This window comes from Aquabacterium sp. (assembly GCF_036279675.1).
In the GTDB taxonomy this organism is placed as follows: Bacteria; Pseudomonadota; Gammaproteobacteria; order Burkholderiales; family Burkholderiaceae_C; genus Aquabacterium.
On sequence record NZ_DASUIS010000076.1, the window covers coordinates 87,134 to 101,956 of the forward strand.

Here is a 14,823-nt window from a genome sequence, read left to right on the forward strand (position 1 = left end):
CATCGAATCGCACTGGAGAGCAAGCATGATCATCACCAGGTCCCGCAAGGACAGCGCCAAGGCCAGCAGAGCCGACGCCGCCGCAGCAGAAGTGATGGTCTACAGCGGCGGCATTCCCTATCTGACGTTCAGCGCCGGTCACACGACTTATGCGCTTTACATCGCGTCGACGACAGCCATCGTCGATTCACCCCTGATCGCATCCGATCCCCGCATGCCGGAATTCGTGAAGGGCGCGCTGCACCTGGATGGCCAGGTGATCCCTGTGATCGACCTGGCCAGCCGTCTGGGCTTTCCTGCCGCCAGGCCGGGACGCCGCAGCTGTGTGGTGCTGGTAGAGGCTCATCTGGCCGAGCAGGTGATTCACATCGGTGTGGAGGTTGATGCGGTTCACGAGGTGTTGAACCTCAGTGAGCCGGGCCTGGAAGCCCCACCCATCTGTGGTGCCAATCTCAACAGCCATTTCGTCGATGTCATGGCCAAGCGGCCGGGGCATTACGCCATGGTGATGCACGTGGAGCAGTTGCTCTTCAGCGAGGAGTTGACGGAGCTGGCCTGCCTGGGGGAGTTGCACGATGACCTCGTTCATCACTGATCTCCTGTCGGCGGATGTGGGCATCAGGGCGCCCATGCCCCTGTCTGGCGGTCATCAAACACCGCACGCCGATCTGCCCGGTTTCCTGGAGAGCAGCGGTGTGGTGAGTACCGACCCTCTGGGTGGACGCAGCGTGATGCTTCGTCCGGGAGACTGGCTGTTCGGACGAGGCAGCCTGCGTGTGACGGCCATGCTGGGCTCCAGCCTGGCATTGGTCATGTGGGTCCCCAGGTTTCGGCTGGGGGCCGTGTGCTGTTTTGCCCATCCCCAGCGCCCTGGCGGCGTCTACGGTCTGGAGGGGGCCACAGGCATGTATGGTGAAGACGCGGTGCGCTGGCTCGACGAACGCCTGCAAAGGACGTCTTGCGACTGGTCGGATGTGGAGCTCTCGCTGGCCGGCGGGGCTCAACAGCAGGATGGTTGCGCCGGCGAGCGCAATGTCAGGTGGGCTCAGACATGGGCCACCGACCAGGACATCGAGCCTGTGCAGCAGGACGTGGGTGGCCGCGTCTTGCGCAAGCTGAGCTTCAACCTGACTGACGGCAGCGTGACCATTGCCCATGGCGGGCGTCTGGGTTCACCTGAAGTCTGAGTGCCCCTTGCGCTGAGGGCGCATCAGACCCTCACCACGGTCACCGAGCAGTCGGCCTCGGCCACCACCTGTGCGCTCACGCTTCCCAGGTAGCGCCGCAAGGCCGAGTTGCCGCGCGCGCCCATCACGATGTGATCCACCTGGTTCTTGTTGGCAAACTCGACCAGGGCGTGGGCCGTATCCGGCGCTTCCAGTACATGGAAAGTCAGGCGGTGCTCGTCGAGCTCCAGTTGCTGCTGCAAGGGCCGGGCCCAGTGCTTGATCGCCACCAGTTGTTGCACATGCAGACTGTTGCCTTCTTCGTCGGTCAGCTTGTCCATGCCGACGCGGTTGATCTTCATGATGCTGACGCATGCCAGACGCGCGCCCGGCTCGATCTGCAGGATGCGCCGCACGGTGGCCAGCAGTTTCTTGTCCAGTTCGGGCGTGCTGCCCTTGGTGGCGATCGCCACCATGATGATCGGGCTGTGCTCGACGTGCTGCGTCGCATTGGCCTCTGCCTCCGGCTCCGCGCCCATGGCCTTGAACCAGCGCCGGATGCTGCTGATGCTGCCGCGAGGCGCCATGTGGTCAGCCCGTTTGGTCAGGGGAATCTGATCGGGGTGTTGCAAGTCCAGCGCGAGCTGCGCCCCGGTCTGGTAGCGCTTGGCCGGGTCCACTTCCAGGCAGCGCAGGATCACCTCCTGCAGCCATGGCGGGGTATCGGCTCTGTGGGCACGAGGCGGAATCGGGTCGGTATATAGCCGCTTGCGCAGGCCGGATACGGTGCTGGGGCTGCCGAAGGGGCGCTCGCCCGTGGTGAGGTGATAGAGCATCACGCCCAGGGCGAACAGGTCGCTGCGTGGGTCGTTGCGGATGAACTGCACCTGCTCGGGCGACATATAGGGCCCCGTGCCCATGGGCAGCGAAAACTCCTCTTCCAGCAGATCAGGCAGTTGCGCGTGCCGTGACAGACCGAAATCGATCAGCACGGCCTCCCCGCCAGGCCGGAACATGATGTTGCTGGGCTTGACGTCCAGGTGCACCAGGTGCTGCTTGTGCAGTTCATGCAGCGCAAAGGCGACACGCTGGCCAATCTCGGCCACCTCGTCAAACGGCAAGGGGGCCTTGTCCAGCCTGGGGCGCAGGGATTCGCCCTGGATGTGCTCCATCACGATGTAGGGCTGTTTGATGAAGTCACCCTTGGTGAGAAAGCGCGGCACGTGAGGCCCCTTGAGCATGGGCATCACCATCTGCTCGACCTCGAAGCCCACGATCGTGGCCGGATCCTCGCCGCCTTTGATGCGCGGGATCTTCATGATCAGCGCGTGGCCGACGTCTCCGTCCAGCGGTTCCACGTCCCACAAGGTGGCCATGCCACCCTGGTGCAGCTTTTCCTTGAGGCGAAACTGGTCAATCACATCGCCGGCTTGCAGTTTTCCTGGCGGGGTCATCATGCGCGGCTCCTGTTGAGCGTGGTGCGGTAGCTAGCGGCCGTCGCGCAGGCGATCGGCCAGGTGGCGGGGCAGACCCGCGTCGATGATGCGTTGCGCGGCACCTTCATGGTTGTACGGCACCCGGTGAAAGGTGATGTGGTGGCTGACGGTGTCGAACACCAGGTAGCAGGCCGCCGGGTTGCCATCGCGGGGTTGCCCGACCGAGCCGGGAATGGCCAGCCAGCGTCGCATGGGCGACAGGATGATCGGCGTGCCGTCCACCGGAGAGAACTCGCCTGCCTTGCCCGCCCCGGACAGGTGATACAGACACGGCTGATGCATGTGCCCGCAAAACACGAAGGGGTGCTGGCTGACCTGCATGCTGCGCACGGCTTCCATGCGGCCATCGAGGTAGCCCCACTGGGAGGGCGCGTGCAGATTCGCATGGGCGAACTGGCATTCCTCCAGCTCGGCGACCAGTGGCAGGGATTCGATGAAGGCCACGTGGGCCGAGCTCAGTTGCTGGCGCGTCCAGGCCAGTGATTCCTGGACGTGCCCGGCCATGTTGTGCGCGCCCTCGTGTCGAACGGCGTCGTCGTGGTTGCCCTTGATGGCAATGGCGCCTTCCTTGACACGTGCCTGCACGAAATCCAGGACCCAGACCGGATCGGCGCCGTAGTCGACATAGTCACCCAGCAGCACGGTCTGATCACAGGCCTGTTGCCTGGCGTGCTCCCAGACGGCTTCGGTGGCCTGGCGGTTGGCGTGCAGATCGGAGAGAACGGCGAGTTTCATGACGGGAGGACTTCTGGAATAAGCCAGTTTAGGCCTGGCTGCCCGCACGCCTCTACCGGGAGTATCAGGACTTGTGCATTTTCATTTCTTTTGCAGTTTTCTCGAAAATGCGAATTGGCGCGATGGGCGCCGGTGTTTGATACCATTGTGCGCAACGGCATGCCCGGATTCCCGGGTTCGATACCGAAGAGACACCATGAGATCAGCAGAACAAGAAGCCGTGCTGCGCTCGGTGCGCAAGCTCGTCGCATTCTGGCAAATCACAGCCGATGAACTTTCCGGTATTCCCGAACCTGAAAAGGTGGTGGAAGAGGTGAAGCCGCCTGCCGGGCCCAAATACAGGCATCCCCGTAGCGGAGAAACCTGGGACGGTGAGGGCTCTCAGCCTGACTGGCTGCGCGATGCCCTGACTCGCCAGGGGTATACCGTCGAGGAATTGCGCCTTCCTCAAGGCGCCAGCCCGGCCGAACAGGCCTGATTCTGTCAGGCGGCGGCCGTGAATGGTGCCTGGGCGCCCGGGGTTTGCTCGTCCTGGGCTGGCTCGGTGGTTTGTGGATCCCTGTAAGGCGTGACTCGACCCCGGCCGGATTGCTTGGCTACATAAAGCGCCGCGTCGGCCTGCTTGACCAGCATGTCCGATGGGTCTTCCATGCCGGGTACCTGGGCTGACACCCCGATGCTGCAACTCAGCAACACCGAATGACCATCCTGGCTGATGAAGGTTTGCTTGATCTTGTCGAGCATGGCCTGGGCCACCTTGAGCGCGCCCGCTTCGTCGGTGTTGGGCAGCAGGACCACGAACTCTTCGCCACCAAAGCGCGCCACCATGTCGACCGGGCGACGCAGCACGGACGACAGACCTTTGGCCGCCGCCTGCAGGCAGACGTCGCCGAAGGGGTGGCCGTGGTTGTCATTGATGTGCTTGAAGTAGTCCAGATCGACCATGGCGATCGCCAGCGGCTCGCGACGGCGGCGGGCATCGCGCCAGGCCACGCTGAGTGACTCCTGAAACTTCAGGCGGTTGGGAATCTGGGTGAGAGCATCCGTGCGGCTCAAGGCTTCGAGCTCGCGCGCACGTTGTTCAAGCAGCGCCTGGGAGCGTTGCCGAGCCCAATACTCGCGCCCGACCAGCCGGGAAATGCTCAGCGAGTACAGAAAGAACACGCCGATCAGCGCGGCCAGGGCCAGGTTCACCGACCCACCGCGAGGCAGAACGGCCAGCACGGTGGGCCCCAGCGTGCAAAACGGGTAGAGCAAGGGCAACACGGATTCGATGGCCACGATCACGGTGCCGCCCGCCGTGATGCCGACGGTGCTCATGAGCATCAGCCAGCGCAGGTTTTCGGCATCGGGTGCCACCAGCACGATGGCGCAGAGTGTTCCCCAATAGGCGTTGTAGGCCAGCGACTGCGCCCGAAAGACCAGTTGGGTGCGCCGGAAGTTGCGCTCCAGCCTTTCCTTCAAGCCCTGGTTGTAGCCCAGCCTCAGGGCAGCACCCGCCAGCAGCACCAGGCCATTGATCAGGGCGAAGTAGGGGTGGCGGGTGACGAAGTTGTCTGCCTGCATCAGCACGGCCCAGATGGCCGAATAGAGCAGCACGCCCTTGCGCATGCGCTGGGCGGCATCCAGAACACATTGCTTCTGGAAGGACAGTGGCACGTGCGTACCGGCATGCAAGGCATCGGTATCGTCGGATGTGTGTGTGGTGTGGGCAACCATATGGACCTTGGCTCGAAACGCGCCAGGCCACATCCGAAAGGCCTGACGTCTGAGCCGTTTTCGGATGATGGTGTCCGAACTTGAGGTGCAGGTGCTCATTTCTGAGCGCCTCAAGTGATCTCGCCGCCCGCACCGGGTGATGCAGTGGTCCCTCCGACAGGAATCGAACCTGTATTTGCCGCTTAGGAGGCGGCCGTTCTATCCATTGAACTACGGAGAGACGTGCGTGAAGGCGGCATTATGCCTTGAGCATGCCCTTGGTTTCGATGAAGGCGATGACGTCGGCCAGGCCCTGTTGTGTCTTCAGGTTGGTCATCACGAAGGGGCGGGTGGGGCGCATGCGCTTCGTGTCGGCTTCCATGATCTCCAGATTGGCGCCGACGTAGGGGGCCAGATCTGTCTTGTTGATGACGAACAGGTCGCTCTTGGTGATGCCGGGGCCGCCTTTGCGCGGAATCTTTTCACCGGCCGCGACGTCGATCACGTAGATGGTGAGGTCGCTGAGCTCGGGGCTGAAGGTGGCCGCCAGGTTGTCGCCGCCGGATTCGATGAAGACGATGTCCGCATTGGGGTACTTGGTCAGCATGCGGTCCACGGCTTCCAGGTTGATGGAGGCGTCTTCGCGGATGGCGGTGTGCGGGCAGCCGCCGGTTTCGACACCCATGATGCGGTCCGGATCCAGGGCGCCGGCCACGGTCAGCAGGCGCTGGTCTTCCTTGGTATAGATGTCATTGGTGATGACGACCAGGTCGTACTGCTCGCGCATGGTCTTGCACAGCATTTCCAGCAAGGTGGTCTTGCCGGAGCCCACGGGGCCACCGACGCCCACGCGCAGGGGAGGAAGTTTCTTGGTGCGGCCGGGGATGTTGTGCAGGTTGCTCATGATCGGAACAGACGTGAGTATTGGGTTTCATGCTGGGCGCTGAGGATGGCCAGCATGGGGGTGAAAGCCTGGCGCTGCGTATCGGGCAGGCTCATGGCGTGGTCGATGGCAGCCGGGATCTGGTCGATCAGGCTTTGCAGGATGCGTTGGCCGGCACTTTGGCCCAGGGGGACCACCTTGATGGCGGCCTGGGCCATGTTTTCGGCCCAGCCAAAGGCGAAGCTCAGCAGCGCCTCGCGGATGGCCTCGGCGTTGCCGCGCGGGCCGGGTGTGGGCAGGCAGTGCGCCACAGCGAGTGCGAAGGCGATGGGCCAGGTGGGGGTGGGCGTGAGGGCGGCACACTGGGTCAGTCGCTCGTCGCTGACTTGCAAGGTGGCCGCGCCCGTGCGGTTGCGCAGCCACTCCACCAGCGAGCGGCCCATCTGCTCGGTCTGCAGGCGCAGTTCAGTGGTCTCGCGCGTTTGCGTGACCCAGTTGTTGAGCTCGTTGAGGCGGGGCAGGTCGCCACGTTGCCAGGCCGGGATGGCGCGGGCCACCACGGCCAGATCGGCGCGGGCCACGCTCAGATGGAGCTGGTCAACCAGCCAGGCGGCGGCGTGATGCTCGTTGGTGACGCGACCTGACTCGACGGCGGCCTCCAACCCTTCCGAGTAGCTGAATCCACCTACCGGCAAGGCAGGGGAGGCCAGCCACATCAGTTGCAAGCGGGCGGCTGGGCTCAAAGGTTCACTGCGGGGAACAACGCGGGGCATGGATGGGGTCAGTGGTGGTGACCGTGGTCGTCGTCGTGGCCATGGTTGCAGCCAGGGCCATGAACATGGGGGGCCGCTGGTGCCGACTTGATGGCAATGCCGATGGGCTTGCCGCGTACAGGCGCTTGAGTCGCTTCAGCCGTTTGGGTGGTGGCCTGGGCCGGGGCCTCATGCGCATGCCCGTGGCTGCAGCCTGGGCCGTGTACATGGCCTGGCTCGCCATGAGCGGGGTTCGAGTGATCGTGGTCATGGCCGTGGGCATGGCCTCCGCCAGAATAAGCACCGCCTTCCGGCTCGAACGCCGCCGACGTCTCCTTGACCGTCAGGTGCATGGCGCGCAGCATGTCGGCCAGCACATGATCGGGCTCGATCTTGAGGTGATCGGGTTGCAGCTCGATCTGCACGTGGCGGTTGCCCAGGTGGTAGGCCGCGCGCACCAGGTCGAAAGGCGTGCCATGCTCGGCGCAAGGCGTGATCACCAGCACAGGTTGAGGTGCTGCCAGCACGCGAATCATCGAGCCGTCTTCGGCTACCAGCACGTCACCGCCGCGCACCAGCGTGCCGCGAGGCAGAAAGACACCCAGCGAGCGGCCCACGCTGTCAGTGGCGTCGAAGCGGCTCTTCTGGCGTACGTCCCAGTCGAGCTCGACAGACGAGGCGCGCTTGAGCAGCACGGTGGCCAGACCTTGGCCTTGGGGAAGGAGCTTGTTGACGGTCAGCATGGTGGCGGATGTGGCGCGATGGATGGGGTACTGGTTACTACGAGTATGTAGGGCAGGGTGACATGCTATCTTCAGAGTTGGTCCAGCCAAACTGGTGGCCCGACGGACTATTCACAAATAAATTCAGGAAGGGGCATCTTATGTCGTCACATCGACGGATTCTGATTTGCGCAACGTTGCTGCTGGGTGCGCTCGGCACATCAGCTCGAGCTTACGAGTCGATCGCTTTGCCTCAGCTAGAGGAAGGCAACATGCTGGGGCTGGCATATCGTCAATCGGATGGTCATTTCTTTGTGACTCAGGAAGCACTTGATTCAAGTACCTGGCCGCCAAAAGGTTTGGTGTATGAACTCGATCGTTCGGGGCGTCTGCTCCAAACTGTCAATTTGGGAACGCTGGTGCCTGGCGTTGCCGGCGCATCCGTGTTGCTTAACAACGCCTCCATGGACGGCTTCTATGTCTCTGCGAGCTCGTACCAGCAATCGACAGACACTTTTTCCCACAAGGTCTACAAGCTCTCGGCCGACTTGAAATCCATGACCGCCAGCGGCGTCCCGGAACTGCTGCAAAGCACTTATCCCCAAACGCCTTACATGATCACCGGCATGACGGATTCCGATTTTTACGCACATGATCATTGGGGTGGCACTGGCACAGGGGTCTTCATGATGTCGCGTGCGACCGGGACGGTCAGAGCTGTTGACCTGTCTGCTTACAAAGGGGCGGTCGCTGGATGCAGGGAGTGGGATGGGGCGCTCAGCATTTGTATCAACAGTGTTGCGCCATCCTGGAACGGCGGTTTCTTCGTGATCAATGAGGGGCGTACTACCGAAGACGATAACAGCTACGTTTCCAGACTGCTGGAGTTTGACAGTGAAGGCAAGTTGCTGCACGGCATGGAGTTCGATCCATCTGTATATGACTATCACCCACTTGCCATGGCGGTGGACCCCAGCACGCACTCCGTCTTCGTCAGTTTCAACAATCATTTCATCGCAACGGTGACGGAACAGGATCTCAAGGCTGGTGTCTTGTCCGTGCCTGAGCCTGGTACCTGGAGTCTGTGGCTGCTTGGTGGATTGATGATGATTGGCTCAGGTCGTCGCTGGGCTGGGCACCGCGTCGCTTGAGTTGGATGCCCCGATCTTGAGTTGTCGGGGCATGTAGAAGGCTGCTCAAAACAGGAAGTAGCGTTGCGTCATGGGCAGCGACGCGGCAGGCTCGCACACCAGCAACTGGCCGTCGGCGCGCACTTGGTAGGTCTGGGCGTCGATCTCCATCTTCGGCATGTAGTTGTTGAGCACCATGTCGCGCTTGGTGACGCTGCGGTTGCCCTTGACCCCCACTACCTGCTTCTTCAGACCGTATTCCTGGTGCTTGCCCGTGGCGATGGCCGCCTGGCTCATGAAGGTGATTGACGAGCGCGATAGCGCGCCGCCGAAGCTGCCGAACATCGGGCGGTAGTGCACCGGCTGCGGCGTCGGGATGGAGGCGTTCGGGTCGCCCATGGCGGCGGCGGCGATGAAGCCGCCCTTCATGATGATGCTGGGCTTGATGCCGAAGAAGGCTGGGCGCCAGATGACCAGATCAGCCCACTTGCCCACTTCGACGCTGCCCACTTCATGCGAGATGCCGTGCGAGAGCGCCGGGTTGATCGTGTACTTGGCGATGTAGCGCTTGACGCGGTTGTTGTCCGAGCGAGCGGTGTCGCCCGGCAGGCTGCCGCGCTGGGCCTTCATCTTGTGCGCCGTCTGCCAGGTGCGGATGATGACCTCACCCACGCGGCCCATGGCCTGCGAGTCGGAGCTGAACATGCTGATGGCGCCCAGGTCGTGCAGCACGTCTTCGGCGGCGATGGTTTCGCGGCGGATGCGGCTTTCCGCGAAGGCCAGGTCCTCGGCAATGGATGCATCAAGGTGATGGCACACCATGAGCATGTCGAGGTGCTCGTCCACCGTGTTGACCGTGAAGGGCATGGTCGGGTTGGTGGACGAGGGCAGGAAGTTGGCTTCACCCACCACGCGCATGATGTCCGGCGCGTGGCCACCGCCAGCGCCTTCAGTGTGGAAGGCGCACAGCGTGCGGCCCTTGGTCGCGGCCATGGTGTCTTCGACGAAGCCTGATTCGTTGAGCGTGTCGGAGTGGATGGAGACCTGGGTGTCGGTCTCTTCGGCCACGCTCAGGCAGCAGTCGATGGCCGAGGGCGTGGTGCCCCAGTCCTCGTGCAGCTTCAGGCCGACAACCCCGGCATCGATTTGCTGGCGCAGTGCCTGCGGCTGGCTGGCGTTGCCCTTGCCCAGGAAGCCGACGTTCATCGGGAAGGCCTCGGCGGCTTTCAGCATCAGTGCGATGTTGTCAGGGCCGGGCGTGCAAGTGGTGGCAAACGTACCGGTGGCCGGGCCCGTGCCACCGCCCATCATGGTGGTGACACCGCTCATGAGCGCCTCTTCGATCTGCTGCGGGCAGATGAAGTGGATGTGCGTGTCGATGCCGCCAGCGGTGACGATCATGCCTTCAGCGGCGACGATCTCGGTGCCCGGGCCGATGACGATGTCCACGCCGTGCTGCACGTCGGGGTTGCCTGCCTTGCCGATCTTCACGATGCGGCCGGCCTTGATGCCGATGTCGGCCTTGACGATCCCCCAGTGGTCGACGATCACGGCATTGGTGAGCACGCAGTCGCACGCGTCCATGGGGCCGGGGCCGTTGGGCACCTGGCTTTGGCCCATGCCGTCACGGATGGTCTTGCCGCCTCCAAACTTGACTTCTTCACCGTAGCCGCCAGCGCGCAGGGTCAGATCCTGCTCGACCTCGATGACCAGATTGGTGTCAGCCAGGCGCAGTCGGTCGCCCACGGTGGGGCCGAACATCTCGGCATAGGCGCGTCGGGGAATGCTTGCCATCTTGCTTTGTCCTTCTTGTTCGGGATGGGCGCTTCAGAGCTTGCCCTGGGTCAGTCCACGGAAGCCATACACCACACGTTCGCCTGCGTAGTCGACCAGTTCGACGGTGCGCTGCTGGCCGGGCTCGAAGCGCACAGCCGTGCCTGACGCGATGTTCAGGCGCATGCCTTTGGCGGCCTCCCGATCAAAGCGCAAAGCGGCGTTGGTCTCGGCAAAGTGGTAGTGCGAGCCCACCTGAATGGGGCGATTGCCCGCGTTCTCGACCACCATGGTCAAGGTGCGGCGGCCTGGATTGATGTTCAGGTCAGGGCCATCGGTGAGGAGTTCGCCTGGGATCATGGCGGGGTCTTTCCTGTTGGTGCGGGCTTCTGTAGGCGTCTGCAGGCTTCAGATGGCTGCGGCGATGGCTGGTGTGAGCATGCTCAGACCCAGCATGGTGACAGCGCCACCAGCAAGGCGGGACGCCCAGCGCTTGCTGCGATGGCCCTCATCACGCAAAACCAGGCCTGCTGCCATGCCAATGCCATGCAGCAAGGCCGTGCTGGCGACCATGCCGGTCAGGGCCGCAGCGGCGTGGCCACCAAGTTCGGCCCCGTGGGCGAGGCCATGGAACAAGGCGAACATGGCCACCAGGGCGCTGCCTGCTGACTGACCCAATTGCAGGCGGGTGGCCAACAGCAGACCCAGCACCAGCAAGGAGGCCGCGATCATGGGTTCGACACCTGGCAGGGTGATGCCGGCCAGGCCAGCCAGGGCGCCCACGAGCAAGGTGCCTGCAAAAGCGGCGGGTGCGCGGGCGATGGTCTTGATGTCAGGCTTGCGACCTGCTGGCGCCAGACTCAGGGCACTCCAGGCCCCCACGCTCACCATGGCGGCCAGGTGGTCCAGGCCGGTCAGCGGGTGCAGTGCGCCATCGATCAGGCTGCCGAGGATCTGATCATCATGAATATGGGGCGCGCCATCTGCGCCGAGGTGCGCCATGGCCATTGGGGATGCGAGGGCGATGGCGGCGCCCGCGGTGGCCATGATGGTGCGACGAGTCTGAGTGCTGAACATGGTCATTGTTCCAATCTGGTGAGAGGACGATAAATAGGCTGACGAGAGTGATGCTTTGATTGCACTTATATGGTGCGTAACTGCCGGCACCCAGAGGCTCATGCAATTGGTTGGTGCACTGTCACCAACTTGGTGCCATCCGGGAAGGTGGCTTCGACCTGGATGTCAGGGATCATGTCCGGCACGCCTTCCATGACCTGTTCGCGTGTGAGCACCGTTTTGCCTTCGCTCATGAGCGCAGCGACGCTCTTGCCGTCACGGGCGCCTTCCATGATGAAAGCGGTGATCAGGGCAACGGCTTCCGGGTAATTGAGCTTGAGCCCTCGCGCCATGCGGCGTTCGGCCAGCAATGCAGCCGTGAAAATCAGGAGCTTGTCTTTTTCGCGTGGCGTCAGTTCCATCGTGTGTCTCGGTGTGGACCGGGGCCTTTGGGTATGTGGGGCAGCGGCTTGGGCTGGGCAGGCGCCATCGGCATCGAAATTGCGATGACAAGGGCAGACGAATCCACACTATGCAAGAGCCAGACCAAAATCGTCCAGAGCTGATAAGCCGTTCGACGTATGCGCATGACGAACCCGCAGGGGAAGCCCTGCAGCGGGTGGTCAAAGTGCGTCGTGACTACAACACCTGGGTGGCCTCGGAGACCCTGGAAGACTATGCCTTGCGCTTCACGCCGCGTTCGGCCCGGCGCTGGAGCGACTGGCGAGTGGCCAATACCGCTTTCGGGGCAGCTGCGTTTCTGGTGCTGGAGGCGGTGGGGGCCACCCTGCTGGTGGATTACGGCTTCATCAATGCGTTCTGGGCCATTCTGGCAACCGGTCTGATCATCCTGCTGGCCGGTTGGCCCATCAGCGTGTATGCCGCTCGCCATGGCCTGGACATGGATCTGCTCACGCGCGGTGCGGGGTTTGGCTACATCGGCTCGACCATCACCTCGCTGATTTACGCGTCCTTCACCTTCATCTTCTTTGCGCTGGAGGCCGCCATCATGGCCTACGCGCTGGAGCTGGCTTTCGACATCCCGCCTGCCTGGGGCTACCTGATCTGCGCCCTGGTGGTCGTGCCGCTGGTGACGCATGGCGTGACCATCATCAGCCGCCTGCAGTTGATCACGCAGCCCTTGTGGCTGGTGATGCTGGTGCTGCCCTTCATCTATGTGTTCAAGGAGCACCCTGGCATCTTGCATGACCTGGCGGCCTACCCCGGCGAATCAGGTGAACACAAGGGCTTTGATTTGCTCTCTTTTGGCTCAGCCATGACCGTGGGGATCGCGCTGATCACGCAGATGGGCGAGCAGGCTGATTACCTGCGTTTCATGCCGGAGTACCGCGCCGGGCACCGAGCGCGATGGTTGACGGCCGTGTTCGTGGGCGGCCCGGGTTGGGTGATCCCGGGCGTGTTGAAGATGCTGGGGGGGGCCTTGCTGGCCTATCTGGCCATCAGCTTTTCCGTGCCGGTGGACCGCGCCCTGGATCCCAATCAGATGTACCTGGTGGCCTGGGAAAAGATCTTTCCCCATCAGTCCTGGGCGATTGCCGCGGTGGCCTTGTTCGTGGTGATCTCGCAGCTCAAGATCAACGTGACCAACGCCTACGCCGGCTCGCTCGCCTGGTCGAACTTCTTTGCGCGGGTCACGCACAGCCACCCCGGCCGTGTGGTCTGGGTGGTGTTCAACGCCGTGATCGCCTTGCTGCTGATGGAGCTCAATCTGTTCCAGGCGCTGGGCAAGGTGCTGGGGCTGTACTCCAACATCGCGATCGCCTGGATCATGGCGGTCGTGGCTGACCTCGTGATCAGCAAGCCAATGGGTTGGTCGCCCAAGGGGATCGAGTTCAAGCGCGCCTACCTGTATGACGTGAACCCGGTTGGCGTGGGGGCGATGGGCCTGGCCTCGCTGATCTCCGTGCTGGCCTATGTGGGCTGGCTGGGTGAGTTGGCGCAGGCGTTTTCGGCCGTGATCGCCATGATTGTGGCCTTCGTGACGGCGCCTTTGATTGCCTGGGCGACCAAGGGGCGCTACTACCTGGCGCGTTCGCCTTTGAAGCAGCCGCACGTGGGGCGCCCACCCTTCGTGCATGACGCCCCCGCCGAAGAGGCCGGCACACCCTTGAGCAAGGTGATCCGCTTGCGTGCGCTGCATCGCTGCACGGTTTGCGAGCGGGAGTACGAGGCCGACGATGTGGCCCATTGCCCTGCCTACCAGGGCTTCATCTGCTCCTTGTGCTGCTCGCTCGATGCCCGTTGTCAGGACCTCTGCAAGCCTGAAGCGCGCTGGGCTGAGCAGTGGCGTGGCCTGGGGCGCAAGCTGATGCCGGCGTTCATCTGGCGCCGCATGGACACGGAGTTGGGGCAGTTCATGCTGATCATGCTGGTCCTGGCGCCCCTGCTGGCTGGTGTGTTCGGCCTGGTCTATCAGCAGCAATTGCGGGATCTGGATGTGCTGGATCTCACCAACACCGGTGCGGCGGCCGACATGCTGCAAGCCGCCTTCATCAAGGTGTTTGCGGCCTTGCTGCTGGTGGCTGGCGTGGTGGCCTGGTGGGTGGTGCTCACGCACAAGAGCCGTCAGGTGGCGCAGGAGGAGTCCAACCGCCAGACCCATCTGCTGGTGCGTGAGATCGAGTCCCATCGCATCACCGATGAGAAGCTGCAGCAGGCCAAGCAAACGGCGGAGCAGGCCAACCAGGCCAAGAGCCGCTACATCACCACCATCAGCCACGAGTTGCGCACGCCTTTGAATGGCATCCTGGGCTATGCGCAACTGCTGGATGAAGATCAGCAACTGCCCGAGCATGTCAAGCACGGGGTGGGGGTGATCAAGCGCGGTGGCGATCACCTGTTGTCGCTGATCGAAGGCACGCTGGACATCGCCCGCATCGAAAGCGGCAAGCTGACGCTGGACGTCAAGCCCGTTCGCCTGGGCGAATTGCTGCAGCAGATCACGGGCTTGATCGAAAACGAGGCACGCGCCAAACACCTGCGTTTCGAGGCCGACATTGACCCTGCGCTGCCGGAGGCCGTGCGTGCCGACGAGCGACGCGTGCGCCAGATCCTCATCAACGTGCTGGGCAATGCCGTGAAGTTCACCAGCACAGGACAGGTGACCTTCAAGGTGCGCTATGCCCGTGAGATCGCCCAGATTGACATCACGGACACGGGGCCAGGCATTGCGCAGGCCGAACTGGACAAGATCTTCGAGCCCTTTGCGCGAGGCTCATCTGCAGCAGGCAACTCCGCTGCCGGGACCGGACTGGGCCTGACCATCAGCAAGATGCTCACCGACCTGATGGGCGGTGAAATGAGCGTGCAAAGCAAGCTGGGCCTGGGCACCACCTTCCGCATTCGCCTGTTCCTGCCGCAGGTGCGTGCCGCAGAGGTGCAACGCGCCAGA

15 protein-coding genes and 1 tRNA gene are annotated in these 14,823 nt (G+C 63.1%); 5 read left to right on the top strand and 11 right to left on the bottom strand.

The window, feature by feature from the left end; translation table 11 throughout:
* The first annotated feature begins 25 nt into the window (after positions 1-25).
* Both VFW93_RS09635 and VFW93_RS09640 read left to right on the top strand, forming a co-directional pair.
* Positions 26-595: a chemotaxis protein CheW gene (locus tag VFW93_RS09635; protein WP_329693779.1), complete on the top strand. Its 570-nt coding sequence runs from the start codon at positions 26-28 to the stop codon at positions 593-595.
* On the top strand, positions 576-1,187 hold the full coding sequence (locus VFW93_RS09640; protein WP_329693780.1) for a chemotaxis protein CheD: 612 nt from the start codon (positions 576-578) through the stop codon (positions 1,185-1,187). The genes VFW93_RS09635 and VFW93_RS09640 overlap by 20 nt, the downstream gene beginning before the upstream one ends.
* Before the next feature lie 23 nt (positions 1,188-1,210).
* Here the strand turns inward: VFW93_RS09640 and VFW93_RS09645 are convergent, their stop codons facing one another.
* Together VFW93_RS09645 and VFW93_RS09650 are read right to left on the bottom strand one after the other, a co-directional pair.
* Entirely contained in the window at positions 1,211-2,623 is a 1,413-nt protein-coding gene (locus VFW93_RS09645) for a bifunctional serine/threonine-protein kinase/universal stress protein (protein ID WP_329693781.1), read from the bottom strand.
* Between the two features lie 30 nt (positions 2,624-2,653).
* Complete coding sequence (locus VFW93_RS09650) at positions 2,654-3,397, bottom strand: metallophosphoesterase family protein (RefSeq protein WP_329693782.1); 744 nt, start codon at positions 3,395-3,397, stop codon at positions 2,654-2,656.
* A gap of 196 nt (positions 3,398-3,593) precedes the next feature.
* Between VFW93_RS09650 and VFW93_RS09655 the strand changes: the two genes are divergently transcribed.
* Positions 3,594-3,875 (top strand): H-NS histone family protein, encoded by a 282-nt coding sequence (locus VFW93_RS09655; protein ID WP_329693783.1) that lies wholly within the window; start codon positions 3,594-3,596, stop codon positions 3,873-3,875.
* A 5-nt stretch (positions 3,876-3,880) separates the two neighbouring features.
* On the opposite strand, the gene VFW93_RS09660 is transcribed toward VFW93_RS09655, so the two are convergent.
* The 5 genes from VFW93_RS09660 to ureE all read right to left on the bottom strand — a co-directional run bounded on the left by VFW93_RS09660 (position 3,881) and on the right by ureE (position 7,473).
* Positions 3,881-5,116, bottom strand: coding sequence for a GGDEF domain-containing protein (locus VFW93_RS09660; protein WP_329693784.1), 1,236 nt, complete (start codon positions 5,114-5,116; stop codon positions 3,881-3,883).
* Positions 5,117-5,261: 145 nt separating this feature from the next.
* A tRNA-Arg gene (locus VFW93_RS09665) sits at positions 5,262-5,336 on the bottom strand.
* An 18-nt stretch (positions 5,337-5,354) separates the two neighbouring features.
* Positions 5,355-5,999, bottom strand: coding sequence for an urease accessory protein UreG (gene ureG / locus VFW93_RS09670; protein ID WP_329693785.1), 645 nt, complete (start codon positions 5,997-5,999; stop codon positions 5,355-5,357).
* Entirely contained in the window at positions 5,996-6,751 is a 756-nt protein-coding gene (locus VFW93_RS09675; protein ID WP_329693786.1) for an urease accessory protein UreF, read from the bottom strand. The genes ureG and VFW93_RS09675 overlap by 4 nt, the downstream gene beginning before the upstream one ends.
* An 8-nt stretch (positions 6,752-6,759) precedes the next feature.
* Positions 6,760-7,473 carry an urease accessory protein UreE gene (gene ureE / locus VFW93_RS09680; RefSeq protein WP_329693787.1) on the bottom strand — a complete coding sequence of 238 codons (714 nt, stop codon included), beginning with the start codon at positions 7,471-7,473 and terminating at the stop codon, positions 6,760-6,762.
* 62 nt (positions 7,474-7,535) lie between these two features.
* Between ureE and VFW93_RS09685 the strand changes: the two genes are divergently transcribed.
* Positions 7,536-8,603, top strand: a complete 1,068-nt coding sequence (locus VFW93_RS09685; RefSeq protein WP_329693788.1) for a hypothetical protein — start codon at positions 7,536-7,538, stop codon at positions 8,601-8,603.
* A gap of 45 nt (positions 8,604-8,648) precedes the next feature.
* On the opposite strand, the gene ureC is transcribed toward VFW93_RS09685, so the two are convergent.
* From ureC to VFW93_RS09705, 4 genes are all read right to left on the bottom strand, one after another.
* Positions 8,649-10,376: an urease subunit alpha gene (ureC, locus tag VFW93_RS09690; RefSeq protein ID WP_329693789.1), complete on the bottom strand. Its 1,728-nt coding sequence runs from the start codon at positions 10,374-10,376 to the stop codon at positions 8,649-8,651.
* A gap of 33 nt (positions 10,377-10,409) precedes the next feature.
* Complete coding sequence (locus tag VFW93_RS09695) at positions 10,410-10,715, bottom strand: urease subunit beta (RefSeq protein WP_329693790.1); 306 nt, start codon at positions 10,713-10,715, stop codon at positions 10,410-10,412.
* Between the two features lie 48 nt (positions 10,716-10,763).
* Positions 10,764-11,432: a HupE/UreJ family protein gene (locus VFW93_RS09700; RefSeq protein WP_329693791.1), complete on the bottom strand. Its 669-nt coding sequence runs from the start codon at positions 11,430-11,432 to the stop codon at positions 10,764-10,766.
* A 98-nt stretch (positions 11,433-11,530) separates the two neighbouring features.
* Positions 11,531-11,833: an urease subunit gamma gene (locus tag VFW93_RS09705; RefSeq protein WP_290672401.1), complete on the bottom strand. Its 303-nt coding sequence runs from the start codon at positions 11,831-11,833 to the stop codon at positions 11,531-11,533.
* Positions 11,834-11,943: 110 nt separating this feature from the next.
* On the opposite strand from VFW93_RS09705, the gene VFW93_RS09710 reads away from it, so the two are divergent.
* Positions 11,944-14,823 (top strand): ATP-binding protein (locus VFW93_RS09710; RefSeq protein WP_329693792.1); only part of this gene is annotated, 2,880 nt, incomplete at its 3' end.

Bases quoted from the DNA above. Each gene is read 5' to 3' on its own strand.
- VFW93_RS09705 (WP_290672401.1), bottom strand. From the start codon at position 11,833: ATGGAACTGACGCCACGCGAAAAAGACAAGCTCCTGATTTTCACGGCT.
- VFW93_RS09675 (WP_329693786.1), bottom strand. From the start codon at position 6,751: ATGCCCCGCGTTGTTCCCCGCAGTGAACCTTTGAGCCCAGCCGCCCGC.
- VFW93_RS09700 (WP_329693791.1), bottom strand. From the start codon at position 11,432: ATGTTCAGCACTCAGACTCGTCGCACCATCATGGCCACCGCGGGCGCC.
- VFW93_RS09635 (WP_329693779.1), top strand. From the start codon at position 26: ATGATCATCACCAGGTCCCGCAAGGACAGCGCCAAGGCCAGCAGAGCC.
- VFW93_RS09695 (WP_329693790.1), bottom strand. From the start codon at position 10,715: ATGATCCCAGGCGAACTCCTCACCGATGGCCCTGACCTGAACATCAAT.
- ureC (WP_329693789.1), bottom strand. From the start codon at position 10,376: ATGGCAAGCATTCCCCGACGCGCCTATGCCGAGATGTTCGGCCCCACC.
- VFW93_RS09655 (WP_329693783.1), top strand. From the start codon at position 3,594: ATGAGATCAGCAGAACAAGAAGCCGTGCTGCGCTCGGTGCGCAAGCTC.
- VFW93_RS09650 (WP_329693782.1), bottom strand. From the start codon at position 3,397: ATGAAACTCGCCGTTCTCTCCGATCTGCACGCCAACCGCCAGGCCACC.
- ureE (WP_329693787.1), bottom strand. From the start codon at position 7,473: ATGCTGACCGTCAACAAGCTCCTTCCCCAAGGCCAAGGTCTGGCCACC.
- VFW93_RS09660 (WP_329693784.1), bottom strand. From the start codon at position 5,116: ATGGTTGCCCACACCACACACACATCCGACGATACCGATGCCTTGCAT.
- VFW93_RS09640 (WP_329693780.1), top strand. From the start codon at position 576: ATGACCTCGTTCATCACTGATCTCCTGTCGGCGGATGTGGGCATCAGG.
- VFW93_RS09645 (WP_329693781.1), bottom strand. From the start codon at position 2,623: ATGATGACCCCGCCAGGAAAACTGCAAGCCGGCGATGTGATTGACCAG.
- VFW93_RS09685 (WP_329693788.1), top strand. From the start codon at position 7,536: ATGCTATCTTCAGAGTTGGTCCAGCCAAACTGGTGGCCCGACGGACTA.
- ureG (WP_329693785.1), bottom strand. From the start codon at position 5,999: ATGAGCAACCTGCACAACATCCCCGGCCGCACCAAGAAACTTCCTCCC.